This is a genomic window from Acinetobacter sp. S40 (genome assembly GCF_016624705.1).
Taxonomy (GTDB): domain Bacteria; phylum Pseudomonadota; class Gammaproteobacteria; order Pseudomonadales; family Moraxellaceae; genus Acinetobacter.
In genome coordinates this window covers 77,716-100,621 of the sequence record NZ_JACVTU010000009.1, presented here as the reverse complement: position 1 = coordinate 100,621, position 22,906 = coordinate 77,716, and the positions used below count along the sequence as shown (strand labels likewise).

26 protein-coding genes are annotated in these 22,906 nt (G+C 41.2%); 10 read left to right on the top strand and 16 right to left on the bottom strand.

What is annotated here, in order from left to right; translation table 11 throughout:
- Nucleotides 1-15: 15 nt before the first annotated feature.
- The gene (gene ribF / locus IAE19_RS11935) at nt 16-1,017 is read right to left on the bottom strand and encodes a riboflavin biosynthesis protein RibF (RefSeq protein WP_200461157.1); all 1,002 of its coding nucleotides are present in this window, start codon (nt 1,015-1,017) and stop codon (nt 16-18) included.
- Between the two features lie 204 nt (nt 1,018-1,221).
- On the opposite strand from ribF, the gene IAE19_RS11930 reads away from it, so the two are divergent.
- The 3 genes from IAE19_RS11930 (at nt 1,222) to rutD (ending at nt 3,870) form a co-directional block, all read left to right on the top strand.
- Nucleotides 1,222-2,367: a TDT family transporter gene (locus IAE19_RS11930; RefSeq protein WP_200461156.1), complete on the top strand. Its 1,146-nt coding sequence runs from the start codon at nt 1,222-1,224 to the stop codon at nt 2,365-2,367.
- A 68-nt stretch (nt 2,368-2,435) separates the two neighbouring features.
- A complete protein-coding gene (locus IAE19_RS11925) occupies nt 2,436-3,005 on the top strand; it encodes a 5'-nucleosidase (protein WP_200461155.1) in 570 nt (189 codons plus the stop codon).
- A gap of 70 nt (nt 3,006-3,075) precedes the next feature.
- On the top strand, nt 3,076-3,870 hold the full coding sequence (gene rutD, locus IAE19_RS11920) for a pyrimidine utilization protein D (RefSeq protein WP_200461154.1): 795 nt from the start codon (nt 3,076-3,078) through the stop codon (nt 3,868-3,870).
- 99 nt (nt 3,871-3,969) lie between these two features.
- On the opposite strand, the gene IAE19_RS11915 is transcribed toward rutD, so the two are convergent.
- A complete protein-coding gene (locus tag IAE19_RS11915) occupies nt 3,970-4,584 on the bottom strand; it encodes a TetR/AcrR family transcriptional regulator (RefSeq protein ID WP_200461167.1) in 615 nt (204 codons plus the stop codon).
- A 453-nt stretch (nt 4,585-5,037) separates the two neighbouring features.
- Between IAE19_RS11915 and rutA the strand changes: the two genes are divergently transcribed.
- The 6 genes from rutA (at nt 5,038) to IAE19_RS11885 (ending at nt 10,197) form a co-directional block, all read left to right on the top strand.
- The gene (gene rutA, locus IAE19_RS11910; protein ID WP_200461153.1) at nt 5,038-6,147 is read left to right on the top strand and encodes a pyrimidine utilization protein A; all 1,110 of its coding nucleotides are present in this window, start codon (nt 5,038-5,040) and stop codon (nt 6,145-6,147) included.
- Nucleotides 6,144-6,881 (top strand): pyrimidine utilization protein B, encoded by a 738-nt coding sequence (rutB, locus tag IAE19_RS11905; RefSeq protein ID WP_200461152.1) that lies wholly within the window; start codon nt 6,144-6,146, stop codon nt 6,879-6,881. Before rutA ends, rutB begins: the two co-directional genes overlap by 4 nt.
- A gap of 9 nt (nt 6,882-6,890) precedes the next feature.
- On the top strand, nt 6,891-7,271 hold the full coding sequence (gene rutC, locus IAE19_RS11900; protein ID WP_200461151.1) for a pyrimidine utilization protein C: 381 nt from the start codon (nt 6,891-6,893) through the stop codon (nt 7,269-7,271).
- A gap of 83 nt (nt 7,272-7,354) precedes the next feature.
- Nucleotides 7,355-7,921 (top strand): NADH-dependent FMN reductase RutF, encoded by a 567-nt coding sequence (gene rutF, locus IAE19_RS11895; RefSeq protein WP_200461150.1) that lies wholly within the window; start codon nt 7,355-7,357, stop codon nt 7,919-7,921.
- A 29-nt stretch (nt 7,922-7,950) separates the two neighbouring features.
- A complete protein-coding gene (rutG, locus tag IAE19_RS11890) occupies nt 7,951-9,315 on the top strand; it encodes a pyrimidine utilization transport protein G (protein ID WP_200461149.1) in 1,365 nt (454 codons plus the stop codon).
- A gap of 15 nt (nt 9,316-9,330) precedes the next feature.
- Complete coding sequence (locus IAE19_RS11885) at nt 9,331-10,197, top strand: NAD(P)-dependent oxidoreductase (protein ID WP_200461148.1); 867 nt, start codon at nt 9,331-9,333, stop codon at nt 10,195-10,197.
- A gap of 32 nt (nt 10,198-10,229) precedes the next feature.
- Here the strand turns inward: IAE19_RS11885 and IAE19_RS11880 are convergent, their stop codons facing one another.
- From IAE19_RS11880 to ubiG, 12 genes are all read right to left on the bottom strand, one after another.
- Complete coding sequence (locus IAE19_RS11880; RefSeq protein ID WP_200461147.1) at nt 10,230-11,033, bottom strand: ATP-binding cassette domain-containing protein; 804 nt, start codon at nt 11,031-11,033, stop codon at nt 10,230-10,232.
- Between the two features lie 17 nt (nt 11,034-11,050).
- Complete coding sequence (gene ssuC, locus IAE19_RS11875) at nt 11,051-11,854, bottom strand: aliphatic sulfonate ABC transporter permease SsuC (protein WP_200461146.1); 804 nt, start codon at nt 11,852-11,854, stop codon at nt 11,051-11,053.
- Nucleotides 11,851-13,026 (bottom strand): FMNH2-dependent alkanesulfonate monooxygenase, encoded by a 1,176-nt coding sequence (ssuD, locus tag IAE19_RS11870; RefSeq protein WP_200461145.1) that lies wholly within the window; start codon nt 13,024-13,026, stop codon nt 11,851-11,853. The genes ssuC and ssuD overlap by 4 nt, the downstream gene beginning before the upstream one ends.
- A gap of 60 nt (nt 13,027-13,086) precedes the next feature.
- Nucleotides 13,087-14,085: an aliphatic sulfonate ABC transporter substrate-binding protein gene (locus IAE19_RS11865; RefSeq protein ID WP_200461144.1), complete on the bottom strand. Its 999-nt coding sequence runs from the start codon at nt 14,083-14,085 to the stop codon at nt 13,087-13,089.
- Between the two features lie 25 nt (nt 14,086-14,110).
- A complete protein-coding gene (locus tag IAE19_RS11860) occupies nt 14,111-15,085 on the bottom strand; it encodes a sulfonate ABC transporter substrate-binding protein (protein WP_200461143.1) in 975 nt (324 codons plus the stop codon).
- A 364-nt stretch (nt 15,086-15,449) separates the two neighbouring features.
- The gene (gene argA, locus IAE19_RS11855; protein ID WP_200461142.1) at nt 15,450-16,805 is read right to left on the bottom strand and encodes an amino-acid N-acetyltransferase; all 1,356 of its coding nucleotides are present in this window, start codon (nt 16,803-16,805) and stop codon (nt 15,450-15,452) included.
- Nucleotides 16,806-16,930: 125 nt separating this feature from the next.
- Nucleotides 16,931-17,272 carry an RcnB family protein gene (locus IAE19_RS11850; protein WP_200461141.1) on the bottom strand — a complete coding sequence of 114 codons (342 nt, stop codon included), beginning with the start codon at nt 17,270-17,272 and terminating at the stop codon, nt 16,931-16,933.
- A gap of 200 nt (nt 17,273-17,472) precedes the next feature.
- Complete coding sequence (locus IAE19_RS11845) at nt 17,473-17,868, bottom strand: RcnB family protein (RefSeq protein WP_200461140.1); 396 nt, start codon at nt 17,866-17,868, stop codon at nt 17,473-17,475.
- Between the two features lie 218 nt (nt 17,869-18,086).
- The gene (locus IAE19_RS11840; RefSeq protein WP_200461139.1) at nt 18,087-18,242 is read right to left on the bottom strand and encodes a hypothetical protein; all 156 of its coding nucleotides are present in this window, start codon (nt 18,240-18,242) and stop codon (nt 18,087-18,089) included.
- Between the two features lie 164 nt (nt 18,243-18,406).
- The gene (locus tag IAE19_RS11835; protein WP_200461138.1) at nt 18,407-19,153 is read right to left on the bottom strand and encodes a YciK family oxidoreductase; all 747 of its coding nucleotides are present in this window, start codon (nt 19,151-19,153) and stop codon (nt 18,407-18,409) included.
- A gap of 43 nt (nt 19,154-19,196) precedes the next feature.
- Nucleotides 19,197-19,892: an HAD family hydrolase gene (locus tag IAE19_RS11830; protein ID WP_200461137.1), complete on the bottom strand. Its 696-nt coding sequence runs from the start codon at nt 19,890-19,892 to the stop codon at nt 19,197-19,199.
- Nucleotides 19,889-20,605 carry a bifunctional 2-polyprenyl-6-hydroxyphenol methylase/3-demethylubiquinol 3-O-methyltransferase UbiG gene (ubiG, locus tag IAE19_RS11825; RefSeq protein WP_200461136.1) on the bottom strand — a complete coding sequence of 239 codons (717 nt, stop codon included), beginning with the start codon at nt 20,603-20,605 and terminating at the stop codon, nt 19,889-19,891. Before ubiG ends, IAE19_RS11830 begins: the two co-directional genes overlap by 4 nt.
- Before the next feature lie 199 nt (nt 20,606-20,804).
- On the opposite strand from ubiG, the gene IAE19_RS11820 reads away from it, so the two are divergent.
- Nucleotides 20,805-21,422: a thiol:disulfide interchange protein DsbA/DsbL gene (locus IAE19_RS11820; protein ID WP_200461135.1), complete on the top strand. Its 618-nt coding sequence runs from the start codon at nt 20,805-20,807 to the stop codon at nt 21,420-21,422.
- Nucleotides 21,423-21,474: 52 nt separating this feature from the next.
- Here IAE19_RS11820 and IAE19_RS11815 read toward each other — a convergent pair whose 3' ends face one another.
- Both IAE19_RS11815 and IAE19_RS11810 read right to left on the bottom strand, forming a co-directional pair.
- Nucleotides 21,475-22,122 (bottom strand): TetR/AcrR family transcriptional regulator, encoded by a 648-nt coding sequence (locus tag IAE19_RS11815; protein WP_200461134.1) that lies wholly within the window; start codon nt 22,120-22,122, stop codon nt 21,475-21,477.
- A 121-nt stretch (nt 22,123-22,243) separates the two neighbouring features.
- Nucleotides 22,244-22,879 carry a TetR family transcriptional regulator gene (locus IAE19_RS11810; RefSeq protein WP_200461133.1) on the bottom strand — a complete coding sequence of 212 codons (636 nt, stop codon included), beginning with the start codon at nt 22,877-22,879 and terminating at the stop codon, nt 22,244-22,246.
- Between the last annotated feature and the right edge of the window lie 27 nt (nt 22,880-22,906).

The following is a 22,906-nucleotide window of genomic DNA, read 5'->3' as shown; positions in this document are numbered from 1 at the left end:
CAAAAAAATTCGAAATTAAAAAGGGAATTGTGGTTGTTGCTCACGAAAGTCGAGCAGGTCTTCCACATCTTGGTCAATTCCAGCTTTCAGCGCTTCCAGCGACGGATAGTTTCGTTCACCATGCAAAAAGTTAAGAAACGTCACCCGCATTAACAAGCCATACAGATTAGCAGAAACTTGGGGAAAATGTACTTCCAATCGCCATTCTGGATGTGTCTGTTGAATGGCAGGACGAGTTCCGACATGGCCTGCGCCAAATAAACTATCTGGATGATAGCCTGCGATCCCTGACTGTGTGTGATCGTCGCTTTGGACTTTATCCCGTAGAGAGGTTGTTTCACAGACTACATCTACCCCATAAATACCGCTTAAACACGGTTTATGGCGATTTAAACGCACATTAATGGTTGGAAAATTTAAAGTGCGGCCAATTTGATCACCATATTGTACTCGACCTGTAATACTGTAAGGGCGCCCTAAAAGTTGTGCTGCCAGTGCTAAGTTACCTTCGGCCAGAACCTGACGAATACGCGTAGAACTTACGCGTTCCCCATGATATTCAATGGTGTCTAAATTGGTAACTTTAAAGCCATAGTCACGTAAAAACTCGCTATTACCTTGACGATTTTTCCCAAAGTGAAAATCATCACCCAAAATGAGCTGCTGTGTATTGAGCTTAAAGTGCAATAAGTCAGCAAACTCTTGGGCACTCAAACCGCGAAATTGTTCATCAAATTTGGCAATTGCAATATAGTCCACACCCAACTCGGTTAAATATTCGACTTTTTCCCGAAGTGAGCTGATCCGAGGGGGCGCATCAAAGCCTTTAAAGTATTCAAGAGGCTGAGGTTCAAAAATCATGACCAGTGTTTTTAAATGATGGGCCGCAGCGATGTTTTTTAATTGCTTAATCATGACCTGATGCCCTAGATGGACACCATCAAAGTTGCCAATCGTCACTGCAGTGGCAGGCAACTTAAAGTTTGGCGATAAGGCATTCAGGCGGAGCAGTTTCATGGATTTCAATGAAGCTAAATTTTGAAAGTCCTCTATATTGCCATAAACTGGGGGCTTGGTGCTATTGTTGCGTTTTTATGCAGGCAAAAAGCCGCAACTTTTTTCCTCTTATAAAAAATATTGATATATAAATTAAAAATAAATCAATTTTTCTTATTTTTGTATTTGATTATGATTGCAGTAACAAATGTTGAGATACGTTGAATGAACACTCCATTTTATCAATTACGATTCAAGCAAAATATTATCCGTGAATTCACACCGAACTGGTTTGCAGTAGTAATGGGTACTGGAGTAGTGGCATTAATCATGGCGCATTTTCCTGTCGCCTCTGATTTATTTTATCGTCTTGGCTTTATATTATGGGGATTGAATACACTATTATTTAGTCTTTTTAGTGTGTTGTATCTTGCTCGCTGGCTTTTTTATACGAACGAAGCAAAACAGATTTTCAGTCACCCCACTATGAGTTTATTTTTAGGAACCATTCCAATGGCACTGGCAACAGTTCTAAATGGTCTGTTGATCTATGGAATAAATGAATGGGGTGAAATTGCGGCCATGATCGCACTCAAACTCTGGTATCTGGATGTGTTACTGGCAGTTCTGGTCGGCTGGATTGTGCCGTTTTGTATGTTTAGTCGGCAGCAACATGCGTTGCCCAATATGACTGCGATGTGGCTACTCCCCATTGTTGCGGCAGAAGTTGCTGCAAGTTCTGGTGGCTTAATCCTGAATGTCGCGCCACATGTACCCCATGCAGTCAGTATTTTATGGTTCAGTTATATACTCTGGGGAATGTCTGTATTACCTGCTTTTTTAGTTTTAGCAATTCTGATTTTGCGATTGGCTTTACATCAAATTCCTGAAAAAGAACTTGCCATTTCAAGCTGGTTGTCTATTGGCCCGATTGGAACGGGGGCGCTTGCGATGTTATTACTTGGACAGGCTGCACCACATGTTTTACAGCAGCATAGTTTACAAATGCTGGGGCATTTTTTACAACATAGCGGTCTGCTCATTAGTCTGGTGTTTATGGGAGTGGGAGTTTGGTGGTTGGGACTGGCTATTTTTGCGACGCTATATCGTTTCAAACTAGGTATTCCGTTCAATTTAGGTTGGTGGGGGATGACCTTTCCCTTCGGTGTTTTAATTTTGGCATTACAACAATTGGCGGCACAACTGCACTGGATGAGTTTGACTCTTATTGTCCATAGTCTGATGGTGGTGTTATTGGGCTTGTGGTTATTGGTTAGCCTAAAAACGATTCGTGGAGCATACACAGGACAATTATTTTATTCTCCTTGTTTGCAAATGTGGAAACAGCGACAAGAAAATTCTCATTCTTGATCTAGAAAAGTTGTATAAGCACAATCGATCAGTTTAAATGCGGTGTGATGAAACTGAGATAATAAAACATGAATATTGCGCTGATCATGGCGATTCCTGATGAATCCAAAAGTTTATTTGAGCAGGCGGGTATTACTGTCCACTACAGCGGTATTGGTAAAGTGAATGCTGCATTTACTGCATTTGATGTGATTCAAAAAACGGGCTGTGATGTGCTTTTGAATTTGGGTAGTGCAGGCAGTTCAGTTTTTGATGCACATACATTAGTTGAAGTGAGTCAAGTGGTACAACGTGATATGGATGTTTCCCCGTTAGGCTTTGCAATTGGCACAACACCTTTAGATCAAGAGTTTCCCGCTGCCATTGTCCTTGAACCATTTTTCTCAGAATTGCCCCAAGGTGTTTGTGGTACAGGGGATTCCTTTGAAACGGGAGCGCCAAAACTTGCCTGTGAGATGGTGGATATGGAAGCTTATGCGATTGCCAAAGTTTGTAAAAAATTAGGTGTTCGCTGCATTTCAGTAAAATATATTACCGATGGAGCCAATGATACGGCGCATTTGGACTGGGAGGCTAATTTGTTATTAGGCGCACAAAAATTATTGGCTTTATATCAACAGCATTTTTTGAAAAATTAGTTACTGGCTGCAAAGAAAGGCATAAATCTTGCTGGTTGATAGAAATATTAATTTTACCAAACGGTTTAAAATGAACTATCAGCTTTATCCAGCGTTAAATGAAAGTCAGGAATATGTGGTTTTTTCTTCGGGTTTGGGAGGGCACGGTCAGTTTTGGCAGCCACAGATTGCTGCATTTCAGCAAACTTACCATGTTTTGATTTATGATCATGAAGGCTGTCATGCAGATAGTCGCTTATTGCCAGAGTCTTATTCCTTTGGTGATTTGGCTGAGCAAATTAAAAATCTACTACTTCAACTTAATATTCATCGGTTTCATTTTATTGGTCATGCGATTGGTGGATTTATTGGAATAGAATTGACGCAGTTGCTTGATGCATCTGAACTCGATATGCAAAGTTTAACTGTCATTAATGGCTGGGCAGATTTAGATCCCCATACTTTAAAATGTTTCCAAACCCGACTGGCTTTACTGGAACACGCAGGTATTGCTGCCTATGTGGCTGCACAAGCATTATTTTTATATCCGCCAAGCTGGATTTCTCAATACTACCTCGATATTGAACAACAAGAACAAAAACAGCAACAGGACTTTCCACCGATTCAAAATGTTATTCGACGTATAGCTGCATTAATGCATTTTCAAATTACACCTGAGCATTTGGCCAAACTTGCTCAACGGCCTGTGCTGTTGATTGCGAATCAGGATGATATGTTGGTGCCCTATCATCAGAGTTTAAAGTTTTGGAAATTAGTACCCCAAGCGCACTTATATTTGATGGCTGAGGGAGGGCATGCTTCAACTGTGACTCAAACACCCTTAATCAATCATCAGATTTTAAAATTTTTACACCAGAGCCGATGAATTAAACAGCATGTAAACGCTAAATGGATTGAATTTTGGCGACCATAGGCAACTATGGTCGTAAGCCATATAAACGACGAATCAAATCTCTAAACAAAGTTAAAGGCGAGGTAAAACGCCATAAAGAATCATATGCACCGTATGTTCAATGGCGCGTTGTTGCATACTTCGATTGCGAAGGGTCTTTCCTGTGACCATTTCCATCTGGATACTAAAATCTGCATAGTTTTGAGTAATTGCCCAGATATTTAAAATTAAGAGTTCAGGGTCAATATCAGCAGAAATTTTGCCTTGTTCCTGCCAAGTTTGAATAACTTTGGCTTTGCGCTTAAATAGTTTTTTTAGAGGTCCTTTCAAAATTTCCAAAATATGTGGCGCACCTTGAATAATTTCTAGGGCAAACAGTTTAGAGGCTTTGGGTTGAGTACGCGACACTTCTATTTTTTGAATGAGATAATGTGCCAATGCTTCAGTAGGTTCAAGTTCAGCTTCTAATGTTTGCAATGGTGCAAGCCATTTTTGTAGAACTGTAGTAAGAACCTCGACATAAAGCGCCTCTTTATTTTCATAATAATAGAAAATATTGGATTTATGCATATTTGCCAGTTGAGCAATTTCATCTAGGCTCGCCCCACTAAAACCGTAAGTTGAAAAGACATCCAGCGCAGCACTGAGCAACTGATTTCGTTTTTGTGTACTCTTTTTTTGTTCCATTGGCATAACTAGTCTAGACGGTTCTGATGAATTGTAAGGTAAACCGCATGATTTGTGCACAGCATAAGGTTATTTTTCTGTCTGAGAAGAAAAAATAAGTGCTTCATCTTACGGAAGTTGTTTGAAATTCCAGCATCTTTTTGATCAAAAAGCAAACAAATTATATAAATTTTAGTCAAATGATTTGGCTGTTGTATTTCAATTTCTTTTGCACGTTATTGATCCTGTTTTCACCTAAATAGTGCATTGTTGTGCGCCATAATTTTACTAAATGGTAAAAACAAATTAACCATATGTTTTATGTAAGTATTTATTAAATATTAATAAAATAAAGTTGGCATAATGTATGCATTGGAAAGTAATAAGAAATGGCCATTCTTGAAAATTAAATAATGAGTTTTAGGTAGTGCTCATGTAGTCCATGAATTACATCTTCCCAAGAGGATCGACCAGATGAAAATAGGTGTTTTTTGTCCAATCGGAAACAATGGCTGGCTGCTTTCAGAAAATGCGCCTCAATATATGCCGACCTTTGAACTTAATAAACAAATCGTACAACGCGCTGAACATTATGGTTTCGATTTTGCACTTTCCATGATCAAGTTACGTGGTTTTGGTGGGAAAACTGAATTTTGGGATCATAATCTCGAAACTTTTACGCTGATGGCGGGATTAGCTGCGGTCACAAGCAAGATTAAAATTTATGCCACTGCTGCAACACTGGTAATGCCACCCGCTATTGTGGCGCGAATGGCTTCGACCATTGATTCGATTTCAAATGGGCGTTTTGGTCTAAATGTAGTAACAGGTTGGCAAGCCCCTGAATATAGTCAGATGGGCATGTGGCCAGGGGATGAATATTTCGCTAAGCGTTATGAATACTTGTCTGAATACGTTCAAATTTTGAGAGAACTTTGGGCGACAGGGCAATCGGACTTTAAAGGTGAACATTTCCAGATGGAAGACTGTCGTGTTAGTCCGAAACCACAGGCTGACATGAAGATTATCTGTGCAGGGCAATCTGATACAGGGCTCGAGTTTTCAGCGCAACATGCTGACTATAATTTTGTATTTGGGAAAGGGCTAAATACTCCAACTGCCTATGCCGATATTAATGATCGTTTAAAACACTTTACTGAACAAACTGGGCGTGATGTGCAGACCTATGTTTTGTTTATGGTGATTGCGGCCGAAACTGATGCTGAAGCCATGGCGAAATGGCAAAGCTATAACGACGGTGCCGATATGGAAGCGATTAACTGGCTGATGAATCAGGGCGGTAAAGATACCAAATCGGGTACAGATACCAATATTCGCCAAATGGCATCCAGCGTTTCTCCAGTCAATATCAACATGGGGACTTTAGTAGGTTCCTATGCAAAAGTTGCCGCAATGTTGGATGAAATTGCCGAGATTCAGGGTACGGAAGGCATTTTATTGACCTTTGATGATTTCTTACAAGGTGTGGAAGATTTTGGTGAGCGTATTCAGCCTCTGATGCAATCACGACAAAGCACTGTTGCTGAATATCAAATGCTTACCCCACTGGAGAAAAGCGCATGAGTATGGTGATTGCAGATTTTACCGAACGTGCAGGTACAGGACGTATCTTAAAAGCAGAACCGGAAGCGATTCAACTTGCACCAGAACAAACCGCATTGATCGTGATTGATATGCAAAATGCTTATACCTCATTAGGTGGTTATCTGGATTTGGCAGGTTTTGATGTCTCTAAAACTAAGCCTGTTGTAGAAAATATTCAAAAAGCCGTATCAGCAGCACATGCAGCAGGCATCCAGGTGATTTACTTTAAAAATGGCTGGGACAATCAGTATATTGAGGCGGGTGGCGCAGGATCCCCTAATTTTCATAAATCCAATGCCCTAAAAACCATGCGCAATCAACCCGAACTGCAAGGTAAATTACTGGCGAAAGGTGGCTGGGATTTTGAGCTAATTGATGAATTACAGCCAACAAGTCAAGACATTGTCATTGAAAAGCCACGCTATAGCGGTTTCTTTAATACTGCACTCGATAGCATGTTACGCGCTCGTGGGATTCGCAATCTGGTATTCGTTGGTATTGCGACAAATGTTTGTGTGGAGTCGACTTTGCGAGATGGCTTCTTCCTCGAATATTTCGGTGTAGCACTGGATGATGCGTGTTATCAGGCAGGCCCGCCCGAAATGCATACTGCTAGCATGTACAACATTAAAACCTTTTTTGGCTGGGTGTCCGATACGCAAAGTTTTGTTGAGAGCTTTCCTCCATCCCAAATTATGGCCAAATCTGCATAGGAGTACGACATGCCAAAGCAAATTATTTTACCCGCAGGTACTCCACCCCCTTTAGCACCTTATGTGCCTGCTACCAAAGCCGATAATATCGTGTACGTCTCTGGAATTTTGGCTTTTGATGAAAATAACAATGTGGTGCATGTGGGTGATGCTGCTGCACAGACACGTCACGTGTTGGAAACCATTAAAGGGATTTTGGCCAACGCAGGAGGCAGTTTAAAAGATGTCACTTTTAACCATATTTTTTTACGAGACTGGGCCGATTACGCCGCGATAAATGAGGTTTATGCGGAGTATTTTCCTGAACAGCGTCCAGCACGTTATTGCATTCAAGTGGGGTTGGTCAAACCTGAGGCATTGGTTGAAATCGCCTCAGTAGCGCATGTCTAAGCCAAACTGAAAACCAAATTAAGGCTGTTAAACATCATAAATTATACCTCATCACTTTGAAGGTCTTGAGGTGGAGATAAGCAATGACTGCATTAATACAAACTCCAAATCAGCTGAAAAGCTTACTTGAGCAAATCACTCCGTCCAATCGCTTTACCAGTATGCAGGTTGATCAACACATCTTTCGGCAGGGTATGTCGAATTTGGGAGCTGCGGTAAATGTAATTACTACGGATGGTATGGCAGGAAAATCAGGTTTTACCGCATCTGCGGTGTGTAGCGTGACAGATAGTCCACCGACTTTATTGGTGTGTTTAAATCGCGCTGCTTCGGTATTTGAAACCTTTCAGAAGAATCAGGTGCTCTGTGTCAACACATTGGCTGCGCATCAGGCAACTCTCTCCAATATTTTTGGAGGTAAAACCCCCATGGACGAACGGTTTACTTATGGAACATGGCAAACACTGGCTACACAAGCGCCTGTTCTGGAAGATGCACTGGTGTCTTTTGATTGTGAAGTGGTGCAAAGCCTGTCTGTAGGGAGCCATGACGTTTTTTTCTGTCAAGTTAAAGCGATTCAATACGGGCAGGGGCAAAACCCACTCATGTATTTTAACCGTAATTATTGTGAACCCCATTATGTAGCTTAAATCTCATGTTGAAATGAGGAGAAATAGCGATGTCGAGTCAAGAACCGTGGTTTGTCAAATTTAAACCTTATCAAGGAAATCTGGATCAAAATCCTGTCCAGATTGATGAATATCTTCCCACTGGAAAAAGTGTGGTTTTAGGGCTGCAACATGCCTTTGCCATGTTTGGGGCAACAGTGCTGGCGCCGTTATTGATGGGTTTTGATCCGAATTTGACGATTTTTATTACAGGGTTTGGCACCATTTTATTTTTTTTGATTACCGGAGGACGCTTACCGAGCTATCTGGGTTCAAGTTTTGCTTTTATTGCGGCTGTTGCTGCGGCAACAGGCTATAACGGTGTCGGTGCTAACCCGAATCTGGCTTTGGCGTTGGGAGGGACTGTCGTCTGTGGTTTGATATATGCTGCTATTGGCGTGATCGTCATGCGTACGGGAACAGCGTGGATTGAAAAGTTGATGCCTCCAATCGTCACAGGAGCCATCGTGATGATTATTGGCTTAAATCTCGCACCAGTCACGATTAAAGGGGTTTCTGGCAATAGCTTTGATACATGGATGGCCGTTTTAACCATTTTATGTATTAGTGCTGTGGCTGTATTTACCCGTGGTATGGTTCGTCGTTTGTTGTTACTGGTTGGTTTGTGTGTTGCCTATTTGGCTTATTTTCTATTTGCCAATGTATTTGGCTGGGGAAAACCGATTGATTTCACACCTATTGCACAGGCCGCATGGTTGGGTTTGCCGACTTTTCATACGCCCGTCTTTGAAACTAAGGCCATTTTGTTGATTGCGCCAGTTGCATTGATTTTAGTTGCAGAAAACCTGGGTCATTTTAAAGCTGTGTCAGCAATGACTGGGCGAAATTTATCGCCGTATATGGGACGTGGTTTTTTTGCTGATGGCGTATGTACGACTATGTCTGCCTCTATTGGAGGAACAGGAATGACCACTTATGCCGAAAACATTGGCGTGATGGCAGTGACCAAGGTTTATTCCACTACAGTATTTGTCGTTGCTGGCTTATTTGCAATTTTGCTTGGTCTTTCACCGAAATTTGGTGCAGTCATTCATACGATTCCTGTAGCTCTTTTGGGGGGTGCATCGATTGTTGTATTTGGTTTGATTACAGTTGCAGGAGCTAAAATCTGGATCGATCATAAAGTAGATTTTAGTCAGAACAGCACCCTGATTATTGCCGCAGTAAGCCTAATTATGGGTGCAGGGAATTTTAGTTTACATATTGGTTCATTTGATTTGGGAGGGATTGGCACAGCTACTCTAGCTGCAATTGTCCTAAATTTATTGTTGAATCGTGATAAAACGACGCTAAATCAGACTGATTCTACAGAGCACAATGATAAAAATATCCAACCGCTCAGTCCGCAGTCTTAAGGAGTAGGGTTGGTGATGAGAATTGGATTTATAGGATTAGGGGCAATGGGATGGCATATGGCAGGGCATTTGACTCAGCTGGATGCCACAGTAATGGTGTGGAATCGAACGAAAAGTAAAGCTGAGGCACATGCAGCACAATTTGGAACAATCTCAGTTGATTTAGACTTACTTGTGCAAGCCGACTTTATTTTTTCGTGCCTCCCAACAAGTTCAGAAGTAGAAGCAATACTCTCTGCACATCCACCAAAATCTGGCAGTATCTGGATTGACTGTACCAGTGGTATTCCCTTTTCTGCACAACAATTAAGTCAATCTTTGAAACGACAAGGTGTGGAATTTTTAGATGCGCCAGTTTCAGGACAAACCATTGGTGCTGAAAATGCGACATTAACTGTAATGGTTGGCGGTCACCAACCCGCCTTTGAGCGGGCCAGACCTGTGATTCAGGCATTTGCAGGTGTAATTGAGCATGTTGGAGAGAGTGGGTCTGGCTTCGCGGTTAAAGCGGTGAATAATATTTTGATGGCAGCTAATCTTTGGGCTTTAAGTGAAGGATTATCGGTTCTCAAAGTTCGTGGGGTCAGTTTAGATGCTGCTTTGGCTTGTATTAATCATTCCAGTGGTAAAAGTAGTATGTCTGAAACGGTGATGCCGCAAAAAATCATGAGTCGTTGTTTTAATAAAACGTTTGCACTTAATTTATTGCAAAAAGATATTGGAATAGCACTTGATCTGATCGCGGAGACGGGACAGCAGGGAAGTTTATTGCATTGTGTACAACAGCTGTATAATCAAATAGATCGGCAAACAGCCGAGCACATCGATTTTTCAGCTGCAATTCAGGTGTTGGAGCAATACAACCAAGTGCTGCTCAATTAAAAATGAATAAAAGCCGCAGATTGCGGCTTTATTTAAGTGGCTAAGACGGCTTCTAATACACGCTGTTCCAGCTCTGCAAATTCAGCGCCCTTCTTGCGTGGTCGTGGAAGATCGACTTCAAAACTATGCGCAATGTGACCTTTATCCAGCAAAATAATTTTATCAGCTAATTGCACTGCTTCACTGACATCATGCGTCACCAAAATAGCGGTAAAACCTTGCTCTTTCCACAAACGTTCAATCAGGTTTTGCATTTCCAGACGAGTCAGAGCATCGAGTGCACCCAACGGTTCATCCAACAATAATATACGTGGTGAATGTGAAAGTGCGCGCGCCAAAGCAGTACGTTGTCGTTGACCACCTGACAGTTGTGACGGCCATTGTCCTGCTTTATCTTTTAAGCCTACTTTTTCCAATAACTGTTCAGCAATATCACGTTTATCTTTGGCTAATCCTAATTGTGCATTTTGTAAAATACTTTTCCAAGGCAATAGGCGTGGATCCTGAAACATGACCCGAATATCATCACTGGTAATTCCTTCACGGAAATGTCGTGCTGATTTAAATTTAATCTCCCCATAACTTGGCTGTTCGAGATCAGCAATCAGGCGTAATAGAGTACTTTTACCACAACCACTGCGACCGACGATAGCAACAAACTCTCCGGGCTGAATATGTAGATCAAGATCTTCTAAAACTTTAACCTGTCCATAAAACTTATGCAGTTGTTCAATAATAATTTCGGCACCAATTGGCACATCTCCAACTTGAACGGGCTGTTCTATATGCACGTTAGTCAGTTCATCTTGATATAAAGGTAAATTTAAATTGGTCATGATCAAAGCCCTCGAATTTATTGTTGATAGCCTGCATGCCAGCGCAATAAATAGCGCTCAAGGCCCTGAGCCAGAACATCGGCAAGTTTGCCCAATAAGGCGTAAAGTAAAATACCGACTAACACCACATCGGTTTGTAAGAATTCTCTGGCATTCATGGTCATATAGCCGATGCCTGATTGTGCCGAAATAGTTTCAGCCACAATAAGTAGTACCCAAACCAGACCAAGAGCAAAGCGTAAACCGACCAAAATTGAAGGCATTGCGCCTGGTAGAATGATTTCTTTATAGAGTTGCCAGCGGTTTAAACCATAGCTTTTACCCATTTCAATCAACTGTGGATCGACCGAGCGAATACCGTGATACGTATTGATATAAATAGGAAAAAATACCCCGACTGCTACAAGAAACAGTTTTGCTGTTTCATCGATTCCAAACCAGAGGATTACTAATGGAATCAGCGCGAGAGCAGGAATATTACGAATCATTTGTAGGGTCGTGTCGAGTAAGGTTGATGCAGTTTTTGATGAACCATTGAGTAGACCTAAAAATAGCCCTAATCCTCCACCGACCAAGAGGCCGAGCAATGCTCGACCTGCACTGACCTTAACATGATGCCAGAGTTCTCCACTGACTAATAAATGCCAGAAGGCGCTTACAACCGCAGTGGGGGCTGGCAAGACTCGACTTTGCAGTAAGCCTGTGGTTGATGCAAGCTGCCAAATGATAACCAGTGCGATTGGAAACAACCAAGGAAGGCTGCGTTTAAAAATCGCAGCTGTTCCACGTGAAACAATAGAAGAGGCGGTATTTACACTCATACGGACTCCTTGACCACTTTCTCTTTCTTGCTCTGATCTGGAGCATAATTGTTGGCAATAATTTCACCGAAAGGGCCTGTAAGGTTAGGTTGGGCCAGCTTCTCACGAGTTTTGAGTGGTAAGAGTGGGAAAACTAGCTCAGCAAAGCGAATAGATTCTTCAAGATGTGGATAGCCTGAAAAAATAAAGGTATCGATCCCCAAATCTGCGTATTCCTGAATACGAGCTGCCACTGTTTCCGGATCACCTACCAATGCGGTACCTGCACCGCCACGTACTAAACCAATACCTGCCCATAAGTTGGGTGAGACTTCAAGTTTGTCACGTTGACCACCATGGAGGGCGGCCATGCGTTGTTGACCGACTGAGTCCATCTGCGCAAATTTCTTCTGTGCTGCGGCAATAGTGTCATCATCGAGATATTGAATCAGTTCATTCGCTGCTGCCCACGCCTGCTCATTCGTTTCACGGACAATGACATGTAAGCGAATGCCATAATTTAGGGTACGGCCTTTGGCGGCAGATTTTGCCTTCATACCTTCAACTTTTTCTTTGACTGCAGCAGGAGGTTCGCCCCAAGTTAAATAGGTATCCACTTGCTCAGCTGCCAGTTCTGAAGCCGCATCTGATGAACCACCAAACCACAATGGTGGATAAGGTTTTTGAATGGGTGGATAGAGAAGCTTGGCTTCATCGACGCTCAAACGCTCACCATGGAAGGTAAATGACTCGCCTGTATGTGAACGCGTCAGGATTTCACGCCAGATTTTTACATATTCACTTGCAGTTTGATAACGTGTTGAATGGTCTTCATATAAGCCATCGCCCTTAAGTTCCTGCTCATCACCACCTGTCACTAGATTAAGTAACACACGACCGCCAGATAAACGATCAAAGGTTGCGGCCATACGTGCTGCCAGCGCAGGTGTGGTAATACCTGGACGTAGAGCCACTAAAAATTTTAAATGTTTTGTAGCATCAATCAGACTGGCAGCGGTAATCCACGGATCTTCACAAGAACGACCAGTTGGAATCAAAACGCCGCTATAACCTAAATTATCAACCGCTACCGCAATCTGTTTCATATACGCATGATCCACTTGACGTGCACCTTTGCTGGTTCCTAAATAGCGACTGTCACCGTGAGTGGGAATAAACCAGAAAATATTCATATCAACATTCCTTTAAATGCGTTTTGATAAAATTGCGTGTGTGTTTAAAAGGCCTAAGAACTAAGAAGCTTTTGGTGTCCAGATGGTTTGATTCACCTGAATACCTTTTGGAATGAGCTGAACTTGCTGAAACAGATCGGCAATACTCTGCTGAGCCTTGGTAACTTCTGGAGTTAAGGGTTGAATGGGAGATGGTTTGTGCCGTTTGTCCAGTACCGCTTTAGCTACTTGAGTATCGAGTCCCGTACTTTGCGCATAAATACTTAAGCCTTCGTCCTGATGTTTCACAAACCATTGATCTGCTTTATTTAAACCATTCAGAACCTTTTGAGTGGCATCTGGGTGTTGTTGGATAAATTTAGGATTACCAATGTAGAACGAGTAGGTCGTTGGAAATGCAGTCCCATCAATAAGTGATTTGGCATGGCCTTTGAGCTCGGTAGTACTTAAGTAGGGTTCCCAGATTGCCCAAGCATCAACCGCACCTTTGTCAAACGCGGCACGTGCATCGGCTGGAGGTAGCCAGACAGGTTGAATGTCCTGCCAGCTTAAACCTGCTTTTTGCAGCACTTTGGCCAGCAGTTCATGTGCACTTGAACCTTTTTGTACCGCAATGCGCTTACCTTTAAGATCTTGGATGGATTTGATGGCACTATTTACTGGAATGAGAAGTGCCTGTGAATTTGCAGGAACTACTTCATAACCTACATAACTCAGATCTTTATCGGCTGCTTGTGCAAATATGGGCGGAGTATTACCTACCATACCAAAGTCCACTGCACCAACGGCTAAAGCTTCGAGCATTTGTGGTCCAGCAGGAAATTCGCGCCATTCGATTTTGGCATTTGGAAATTCCTGTTCAAATATTTTTTGCTCTTTAGCAATTAAAAAATTCAGCGAAGACTTTTGAAAACCTATCGACAAGGTTTTGACAGGTGCGTTACTTGTAGTCGATGAATCTTTTTGTGCTTGTGTATGAGGTTCTGTTTTCTGACAGCCACTTAAGCTTAAACCCAGACTTATGGTTCCGATGACACTCAATTGTTTTAAGCTAATCATGAGTTGTTATCCTAATTGTTCGCATTTATTTAATTTCGCCAGTTAAAATGGCATCTTGAATTTTTAAGGGCTGCGGAATCAATTTTTGCTGATAAAAAGCATCCGCCACTTGTTGTTGTTCATTGACTACTTGAGTCGACAATGGGGTAACGCCAAAGCCCATGCGAGAAATAGATGTTTTTAAAATATTGAAATCTAGCGCGGTCGGTTTTTCCAGTAATTTGGCGGCGGCATCCTGATGAGTTTTGACCCATTCCGTACTTTGATTAAGCTCTTTGACCAGAGTGTTCAGGACGTCAGGATGGGCTTGGGCAAATTTACGATCTGCCAGATAGAACTGATGGTTGCTAACCAGATTTTGTCCTGTAGCCAGTACTCGTGCACCAATCTGTTGTTCAGCCGCCGCAAAGAATGGATCCCAGATCACCCATGCATCGACTGCACCTTTTTCAAAGGCCGCTCGGGCATCGGCAGGAGGTAAATACACCACTTGAATATCGTTCAAGGTTAAATGATTTTTTTCCAATAATTTTAATAATAAATAATGCACATTTGAGCCTTTATTTAAGGCAACGCGTTTACCTTTCAAGTCCTGAATAGATTGAATCGTAGAGCTTTTGGGAACAATCAGAGCTTCAGCATTTGGTGCAGCAGGCTGGTTCGCAACATACACTAGATTAGAGTTCGCTGCCTGTGCAAAAATAGGCGGAGCTTCACCCGCTTCACCAAACACCACACTACCCACGTTTAAGCCTTCCAAAAGCTGTGGACCAGCAGGGAATTCAACCCATTTGATTGTGATGCCTTGCTCTTTTAAAGCTTTATCTAATGCACCACGCTCTTTTACAATAGGCAGTAAGCCATATTTTTGAAAGCCAATATTTAAGGTAGTGAGATCTGAATTTTCTTTCTTAGCACAGCCACTGAGCATCATGATTCCTGCGACACTCGCCGTAATCACTGAAAATTTGAACCACGAAGAAGAACGGATGCTCGCCATGATGTGTGATGCCCTGTATTAAAAAATGTAAGTTGAGGGCACACCTTAAAACCATTTCTATTGCATAAAAAATAAGTTTTTTAACATTAGTTATGAGAAAAATGGATAAATAAAAAAATGCTAAGTTTATCTAAAATGTAGATTTTAAAATAAAGGATAATCTTCGATTTTTTTTAAATAAGATATTGATTCTAATGTTTTATGTTTTAAAAAGATAAGCTTATGAAGCAATTGAATATCATCAAAAGAAATAAAAAGATGTTTTTGTACTAAGCTTAGTGAGAATAAAGATATAGTCATTGGTGCTAAAGCCAGTCGATGCACGTCAATCAAACTGGCTTATTTAAAACAGCAGATCAACAATTTACATCAGCATTTTTTTAAACACCAATGAATTACGTTGATAGTTATAGAGTTCCTGTCGTGCATTTGGAAGATCATCGATAGTGGCTGTCTGAAAACCTTGTTCCAAGAACCAGTGTGCAGTACGGGTGGTTAGCACAAACAATTGTAGAATACCTTGTTGTCGTGCTTTCTCTTCTAAAAAATGCAAGATTTGACTACCACGATTGGATTGACGATATGCAGGGTCAACCGCTACACATGCGATTTCAGCAGAACGGATTTCATTTTTTGCTGTGGGAATTGGATATAGCGCGGCACAGGCGAGAATCATGCCATCACGTTCAATTACAGCAAATTGTCCAATTTCACTTTCCAGTCGCTCACGAGATCGATAAACCAAAATACCTTCTTGTTCGAGTGGACGTAACAGATTAATTAGCCCGCCGACATCTTGAATTGTCGCCGTGCGTACTTCCTCATAATGCGCGTCAGTAATCATGGTGCCAATGCCGTCGCGAGTAAATAACTCTTCAATCAATGCACCATCATAGGCATAGGAGATTACATGCACGCGATGTACACCTGAAAGAGAAGCTCGCTGCGCACCTTGTAAATGCAAGGCCATTTCATCATCATTTTTTTGAAATTGCTCAATATAATTATCTAATTGGTGGGGAGTAAGTTCACGTAAAATTTTGTGGTTATCATCAAGTAATCCTTGTTTATTGCCAAGAAAAATCAGCTTGTCGGCTTGAATGGCAATCGCGGTTTTGGTGGCTACTTCTTCTGCCAAAAGGTTAAATACTTCTCCGGTGGTTGAATAACCTGTAGGCCCTAATACCACAATATTATGATTATCTAAATGGCGCTGAATTGCATCTGTATCGATACTTCGGACTTCACCTGTCAGTTGAAAATCAACTCCATCGCGAATTCCATAAGGTTTAGCTGTAACAAAGTTTCCAGAAACGGCATCAATACGCGCACCAAACATAGGTGAGTTGGCCAGTCCCATTGATAATAACGCCTCAATTTCCAGTCGAATAGAGCCTACAGCATTCATAATACAACTTAAGGATTCTCGTGTAGTGACGCGGCGATGAAGATGAATTGGCGTTTGAATCTGTTTTTCTTGGAGGTTTTTATTAATTTGTGGGCGTGCGCCGTGTACTAAAATCAGTCGAATACCAAGCGAATGTAGTAACGCAATATCGTGAATAATATGTTGAAAATTAGGGTGTTGAACTGCTTCTCCACCAAACATTAAAACAAAGGTCTTATTTCGATGTGCATTAATATACGGTGCTGAGTGACGGAACCAACGCACATAATCTTGCGTGGTGCTGGAAGTAGACTCAGTCTCGTGTAATGGCATAATCGACTCAAAAAAAGAGAAACATAGACTGATTTTAAACAAAATTAGCCAAAGGGGAATGCCTGAGATAAAAAAACACCTTGATCTAAAAGATAAAGGTGTGAGATATAGTCAAGAAATAAAGATTATCGGGCAATTTTCAAAATTTTATGGTCATGTTGTGAAACGAGAACATACTGTCCATTAACTTGATACCATTGTTGGCCACGTTTGGGTTGGGCTATATGTTTATGCGCGCGATAGTCGACTTGGTAACGTGACAACTGATATTGACGCGGCATAGTTTGACCAATGCGCCAGTCGCGGCTCGGATCTAGTTTTTTATCTTTTGCATGGGTGGGTTGATGGAGTTCCGCCTGATTTTGATGGACATAATGTTTTGAATGAGGATCTTGCGGAGCTGCCATGGCACTTGTTGCCAATAATCCACTCATACTAAAAACAAGTGCGCTAATCCATTTATTCATCTTCATCTGTACCTCATATTCTTTTCACTGATCGTTGATGGTTTTAACTTAATATTAAATATGAGAGAAAACGTGAAGAGTACTTAGCAAATTGTGAAAGATCGACACAGATTGAGAAGGGCATGTGAAGACAGCTTAAAAAAAGCCCAGATTTGGAATCTGGGCTATAAAGTGTAAAATTTTTAATAAAATTAAATGGGTTAAAAACCTACGATCCGAATAATATCATTGGTACTGGAATTGACTAAAATATAGTCATTGTTGATTTTGTACCATTGTTGATTTCGATCAGGTTTTGGAAGATTGTGATCCCGATATTCAACTTTATAACCATTGCCACGGTAATGTTGAGGCATAACATAACCCGTTTGCCAGCGGTGCTGTTTTAAACGTTGTACACCACGTTCTTCTCGTATACGACGTTGTTCTGAGCGTACTTGTTCATCATCGTTATCACGGTCACGATCATAACTGCGTTCTTTACGCGCTTGAGGAAAATCACCGCCATTATCGCGATCAAAATACGGTCCTGCAACTGCAACCGTACTCATTAGTGCGGTCAAAGATAATGCCAGGGCTGTCAAAATCTTTTTCATAATGCATCCTCGGGGACGTACTTCTTTCTCATTGTTTTAATGTACAAAAAAAATGCAGAGAAACTGTGAAGATTGCGCAATAATTCAATTAAAAATATGAAGATAACTCTGCTCTTCTTGCCTAGGCATTTTGCACTGCTTTAAATTGTTTTGTCCAGTGGTCAACGGCATAAGTCTGAAAGATTTAAATTTATATAGAACGGATAGATAAAAAAGATTTATTGCCAATGTTCAGAAAAAATTTGCAAAGAATCTAACATTAAAATAATGTCTTTTGCCTGTTCAGCATCATTTAGCGAAGTAACCAATGTTTCGGAAAGTTGTAAATGACGAATGGAGAGAATGAGTTGCTTCTTATGAACAGAATCACGCATTAAGTTTGCTCCTTATAACGCTGTGTTAAAACATAGATTCAGATTAAAGGAGATCTTTTAATTTGTAAAAACGAATAATTTTCTTATTTTGATTTAAAAATACGATTATTGGTGCGTAAAAAAAGCATCTCGAAAGATGCTGGTAATCTTATATAAAATTAGCTTCAATCCTGTGCATCAATACTTTGACCATCAAGATGCAAACTGTCATCGCCCATTAGATATAAATAAGCCGGCATAATTGACTCTGTTGTAGGCAAACTTAATGGATCTTCATCGGGATAAGCTTTGGCACGCATGGCAGTACGGGTTGCACCTGGATTAATACAATTAAAACGAATATTGGGATGCATATGCTCAGCGGCAAAAATCTTGCTGACAGCTTCAATGGCGACTTTTGAAACAGAATACGCCCCCCAAAGTGCGCGCGCTTCACGTCCGACTCCAGAACTGGTAAATACCACTGAAGCATGCTCTGACTTTTGTAAAAGAGGCAATAAAGCCTGAGTCAGCATAAATGGCGCACGCAGATTTACCGCCATTACATCGTCCCACACTTGCGGCGAATAATCCGCTAAAGGTACACGTTCACCTAAAATACCCGCATTATGCAAAATACCATCCAAACGACCAAATTGTGATTCAAGTGTATTAACTAATAGCTCATAATCACGTACTGATGCGCTGGAAAGCTGTAGCGGTAAAATAGCTGGTTGTGGTGCACCTAAACTTTCGATTTCATCATAAATAACTTCAAGTTTATTCAGGGTTCGGCCATGTAAAACCACTGTTGCGCCATGTAGCGCGTAGCTCATGGCAGCAGCGCGACCAATACCATCGCCAGCACCTGTAATTAAAATAATACGGTCTTTTAATAAATCGGTACGAGGCTGATATTCTGAGTATTTCATGGTGAACCTCCCTAAAATTTGATTCAAATTATAATGATAATGCTCACATCCTAACGGGTTTCGTGGAATTTAACTGTAGTAATTGGCGTAAAATGGATTGTAATTCAGTAACATCGTTCACGATAGCGTCGGCTTGCCATGCCTCCAAATCATCTTGATACTCTAATGGCAAATAACCATAGGCCGCCAGAATGGTATACATACCTGCGGCTCGACCCGCATCAATATCACGTGGATGATCGCCAACATAAATAATTTGCTCACTTGGCAAATTCAATTGTTTGGCGGCAAGATACAGGGGTTCAGGATCTGGCTTGGTCTTCGTGACATCTTCAGGGCAAACCAAAACGCTGCAACGTTCGGTCAAATTCAATTCAGCCAGTAACAATTCACTTAAACCACGAGGTTTATTGGTGACAATACCCCACGGAATGTCATGCGTTTCAAGTTCTTCGAGTAGAGGATACATTCCCGAAAACAAATCTGTATCCACCACGATCTGCTGACCATAATTGTCTAGAAAGCGTTGGCGATGTTGTAAAAATACAGGATCATCTAGCTCTAACTCCGGGTAGACCAGTTTCACCATGGCGCGTGCGCCTTCCGAAACTTGTGTACGAATTAAATCTGCATCAACGATGTCACATTGTTTTTCACGACACATGGCTTGAATAATGCGAATAAAATCGGCCGCGGTATCGATTAAAGTACCATCAAGGTCGAATAGAACAGCTTTCATGCTTGAGTTGCCTTAATCGTATGCACCATATAATTGACCTCAACATTCGGTGCCAGCCAATAGTGTTTAGTGAGCGGATTATAGTGCAAGCCAATCATTTCTTTTAAGGTCAAACCTGCTTCACGAATATCCTGCGCCATTTCTGAAGGGCGGATAAATTTGTGATAATCATGCGTCCCTTTAGGTAATAAGCGTAAAATGTATTCAGCTCCAATAATGGCGAACAGATAGGATTTCGGATTACGGTTAATGGTTGAAAAAAACACATGGCCGCCTGGTTTCACTAAAGTCTGACACGCTTTGACGATAGACGCTGGATCAGGAACATGCTCCATCATTTCCATGCACGTCACAACGTCATACTGTCCTGCTTGTTCTTGAGCAAGTTCTTCAACTGGAATTTGACGATATTCGATATTTTTTACATGGTCCTGCTCTGCATGCAAACGTGCAACATTGAGCGGTGCTTCGCCCATATCGATACCTAGAACGTTTGCACCGCGACGCGCCATACTTTCAGCTAGAATACCGCCACCACAGCCCACATCCAGAACTTTTTTACCAGCGATGCCACCTGCGTGTTCATCGATCCAGTTCAAACGTAATGGATTGATCTGGTGTAAAGGACGAAATTCCGAATGCTGATCCCACCATTTGGCTGCGAGTGCTTCAAATTTTGCGATTTCTTGTGGATCAACATTCAGTTGCGACATGGTGTCACCTCTTTTATAAGTGTTTTCATCAATCGTTAAGTTTGGTTTACTAGTGTTAGTGTAACCAGAAATCGGAAAAAAGCGACCAGCTTGCTTAAAGATATGGTAAAAATCTTCACACAAGGAAAACGAATTTAGCATATTTGCTTTATATTTAGAGCATAAACTCAACATAATGATTTAGAGGAAAAAACAGGTAATGAAAAAGTTTGTATTAGGTGGTCTTTGTGCCGCAATGATGGTAATTTCTGGTACAACAATGGCTGCTGATTTTGTGGCAGGGAAGGATTACACCGTGGTGGCTAACCCGGGAAAAGTGGCTGTACCCGGTAAAATCGAAGTACGTGAGTTTTTTTGGTACGGTTGTCCGCACTGTTTTAAGCTTGAACCATATATGCAAACATGGTTAAAACAGATTCCTAAAGATGTAAATTTCCTGCGTACGCCAGCAGCGATGAACAAGGTGTGGGAACAGGGTGCGCGTGCGTATTATGTCTCTGAAGCTCTGAATGTCCGTAAAAAGACCCATTTGCCATTGTTTCATGCAATTCATGATCAAGGACAACAAATTTTTGATCAGGCATCTTTAGCTAAATTTTATGCAGGTTATGGTGTTCCCGAGCAGAAGTTTAATAGCATGTTTAACTCATTTCCAATTACCGCAAAAATTGCAGAATCCAATAAATTGGCGCAGCAATATCAGCTAACTGGCGTTCCAGCGGTTGTAGTCAATGGTAAATATGTGGTTCAGGGTGAAGACGGTAAAGTAACTCAAGTGATTAATTATCTAATTGAAAAAGAACGTAAAACAAAATAATGTTGGTTTTAAAAAAGCCCCTTTGTTATTTTAAATAAAGGGGCTTTTTATTTTACTTGTTCAAATCATCCAGCTTAATTTCGAGTTCAAACGCATCTAGATTGATTGATTGTGTGGGTAGGGAGAGTGCCTGATTGACATAAAGATTGATCAATTTCTGACGGGAACCAATAGATCTTTGATAATAGCTTGAATTTAATAACAAAGCGGCACCATAAGTGAGTGACCAGATATAAGATAAATAATCCCGAATGGACATATCATAATGCACAGATTGCAAATAGGCTTCGGTAATATCTTTGATTGCTAAAATACGCGCTTGACGGATTTCGTATAATTCTTCAAATAAATGATTGAGTTTGGATTCACTCATCGTCAGATTTTCTTCTAGCTGATGCAATAAAATGGTACGTGCTGGCGCTAAAAGATGATGCAGCATATAAATTGGTGCATATTCCTTAAAATCAGTGTGGTGTTTATTGGAAATATCTAATAGTTTTTTTTCATTTTCGATGACCAGTTCCAGTAACAGTTCATTCTTACTTTTAAAATGTTTATACAATGTGCCTTTGGCAATATCCAATTCAGCCACTAGCTCATCTAGCGTGATTTCCTGATTGTTTTCCAGCAATAGTTTTTCGGCAACACTTAAAATACGTTCTTTGCGGATTAAAAATTGTTGATGGCGATCTGGATTCATAACCGTTCCTATTACAGCAGTAGATACACGCGTCTACCGACATTAAGCCAAATTCGTAAATTCGCCAAGATGATTAAAGAAATTTACTGATTTTTTTCTGTTTTCATATAATAAGTACGAATTATTCCCAGTTGGCAATACCACGGAAAATCAAGCGAACTTGTGTTGAAGCATTCTCAATAAAACCTTGTTGCTGTTGATGCAACGCTTCGGCCTGGTATTGGCGTGGCAAACTCAGCCAAGTCATGGCCCACGTAAATGACATGTTAATTAAAATCGTAGAAAGAACTTTAAGGTCTTGATTTTCTTGAAAGTGTTCAAATGTTGGTAATTTACGCAAATCTGTAGTCAGCGCTTCGGTCAGGTCGTCGATTTCGCGCGCAATGGCATAGCGTACTGTAGAAGATCCCCCCCAGCGTTCAGCAATCATAAATTGCCATTCGAGTGGACTGTGATTAACTGCCTGTACAAATAACTCAATGCTGGTTTGTGGATTGGCCTTGGCTTGATGTAAATAACTTTGTCCAAGTTGATGAATCAGACTTTTAATGTGCAGAGCAACTTGGTCGACCAGTTCTTGTCCGAGAGCATCCATATCCTGAAAATGGCGATAAAATGCAGTGGGAACTAAACCAACCTCACGTGCGACCTCACGTAAACTAATGCTGCTAAATGAACGTCCAGCAGTACTCAGTTGCAATGCAGCATCCAGCAGCGCCTGACGGCTTTGTTGTTTACGTTCATCCCGTATCGACATTCATTAGACCTATATTAAACCAGCCAT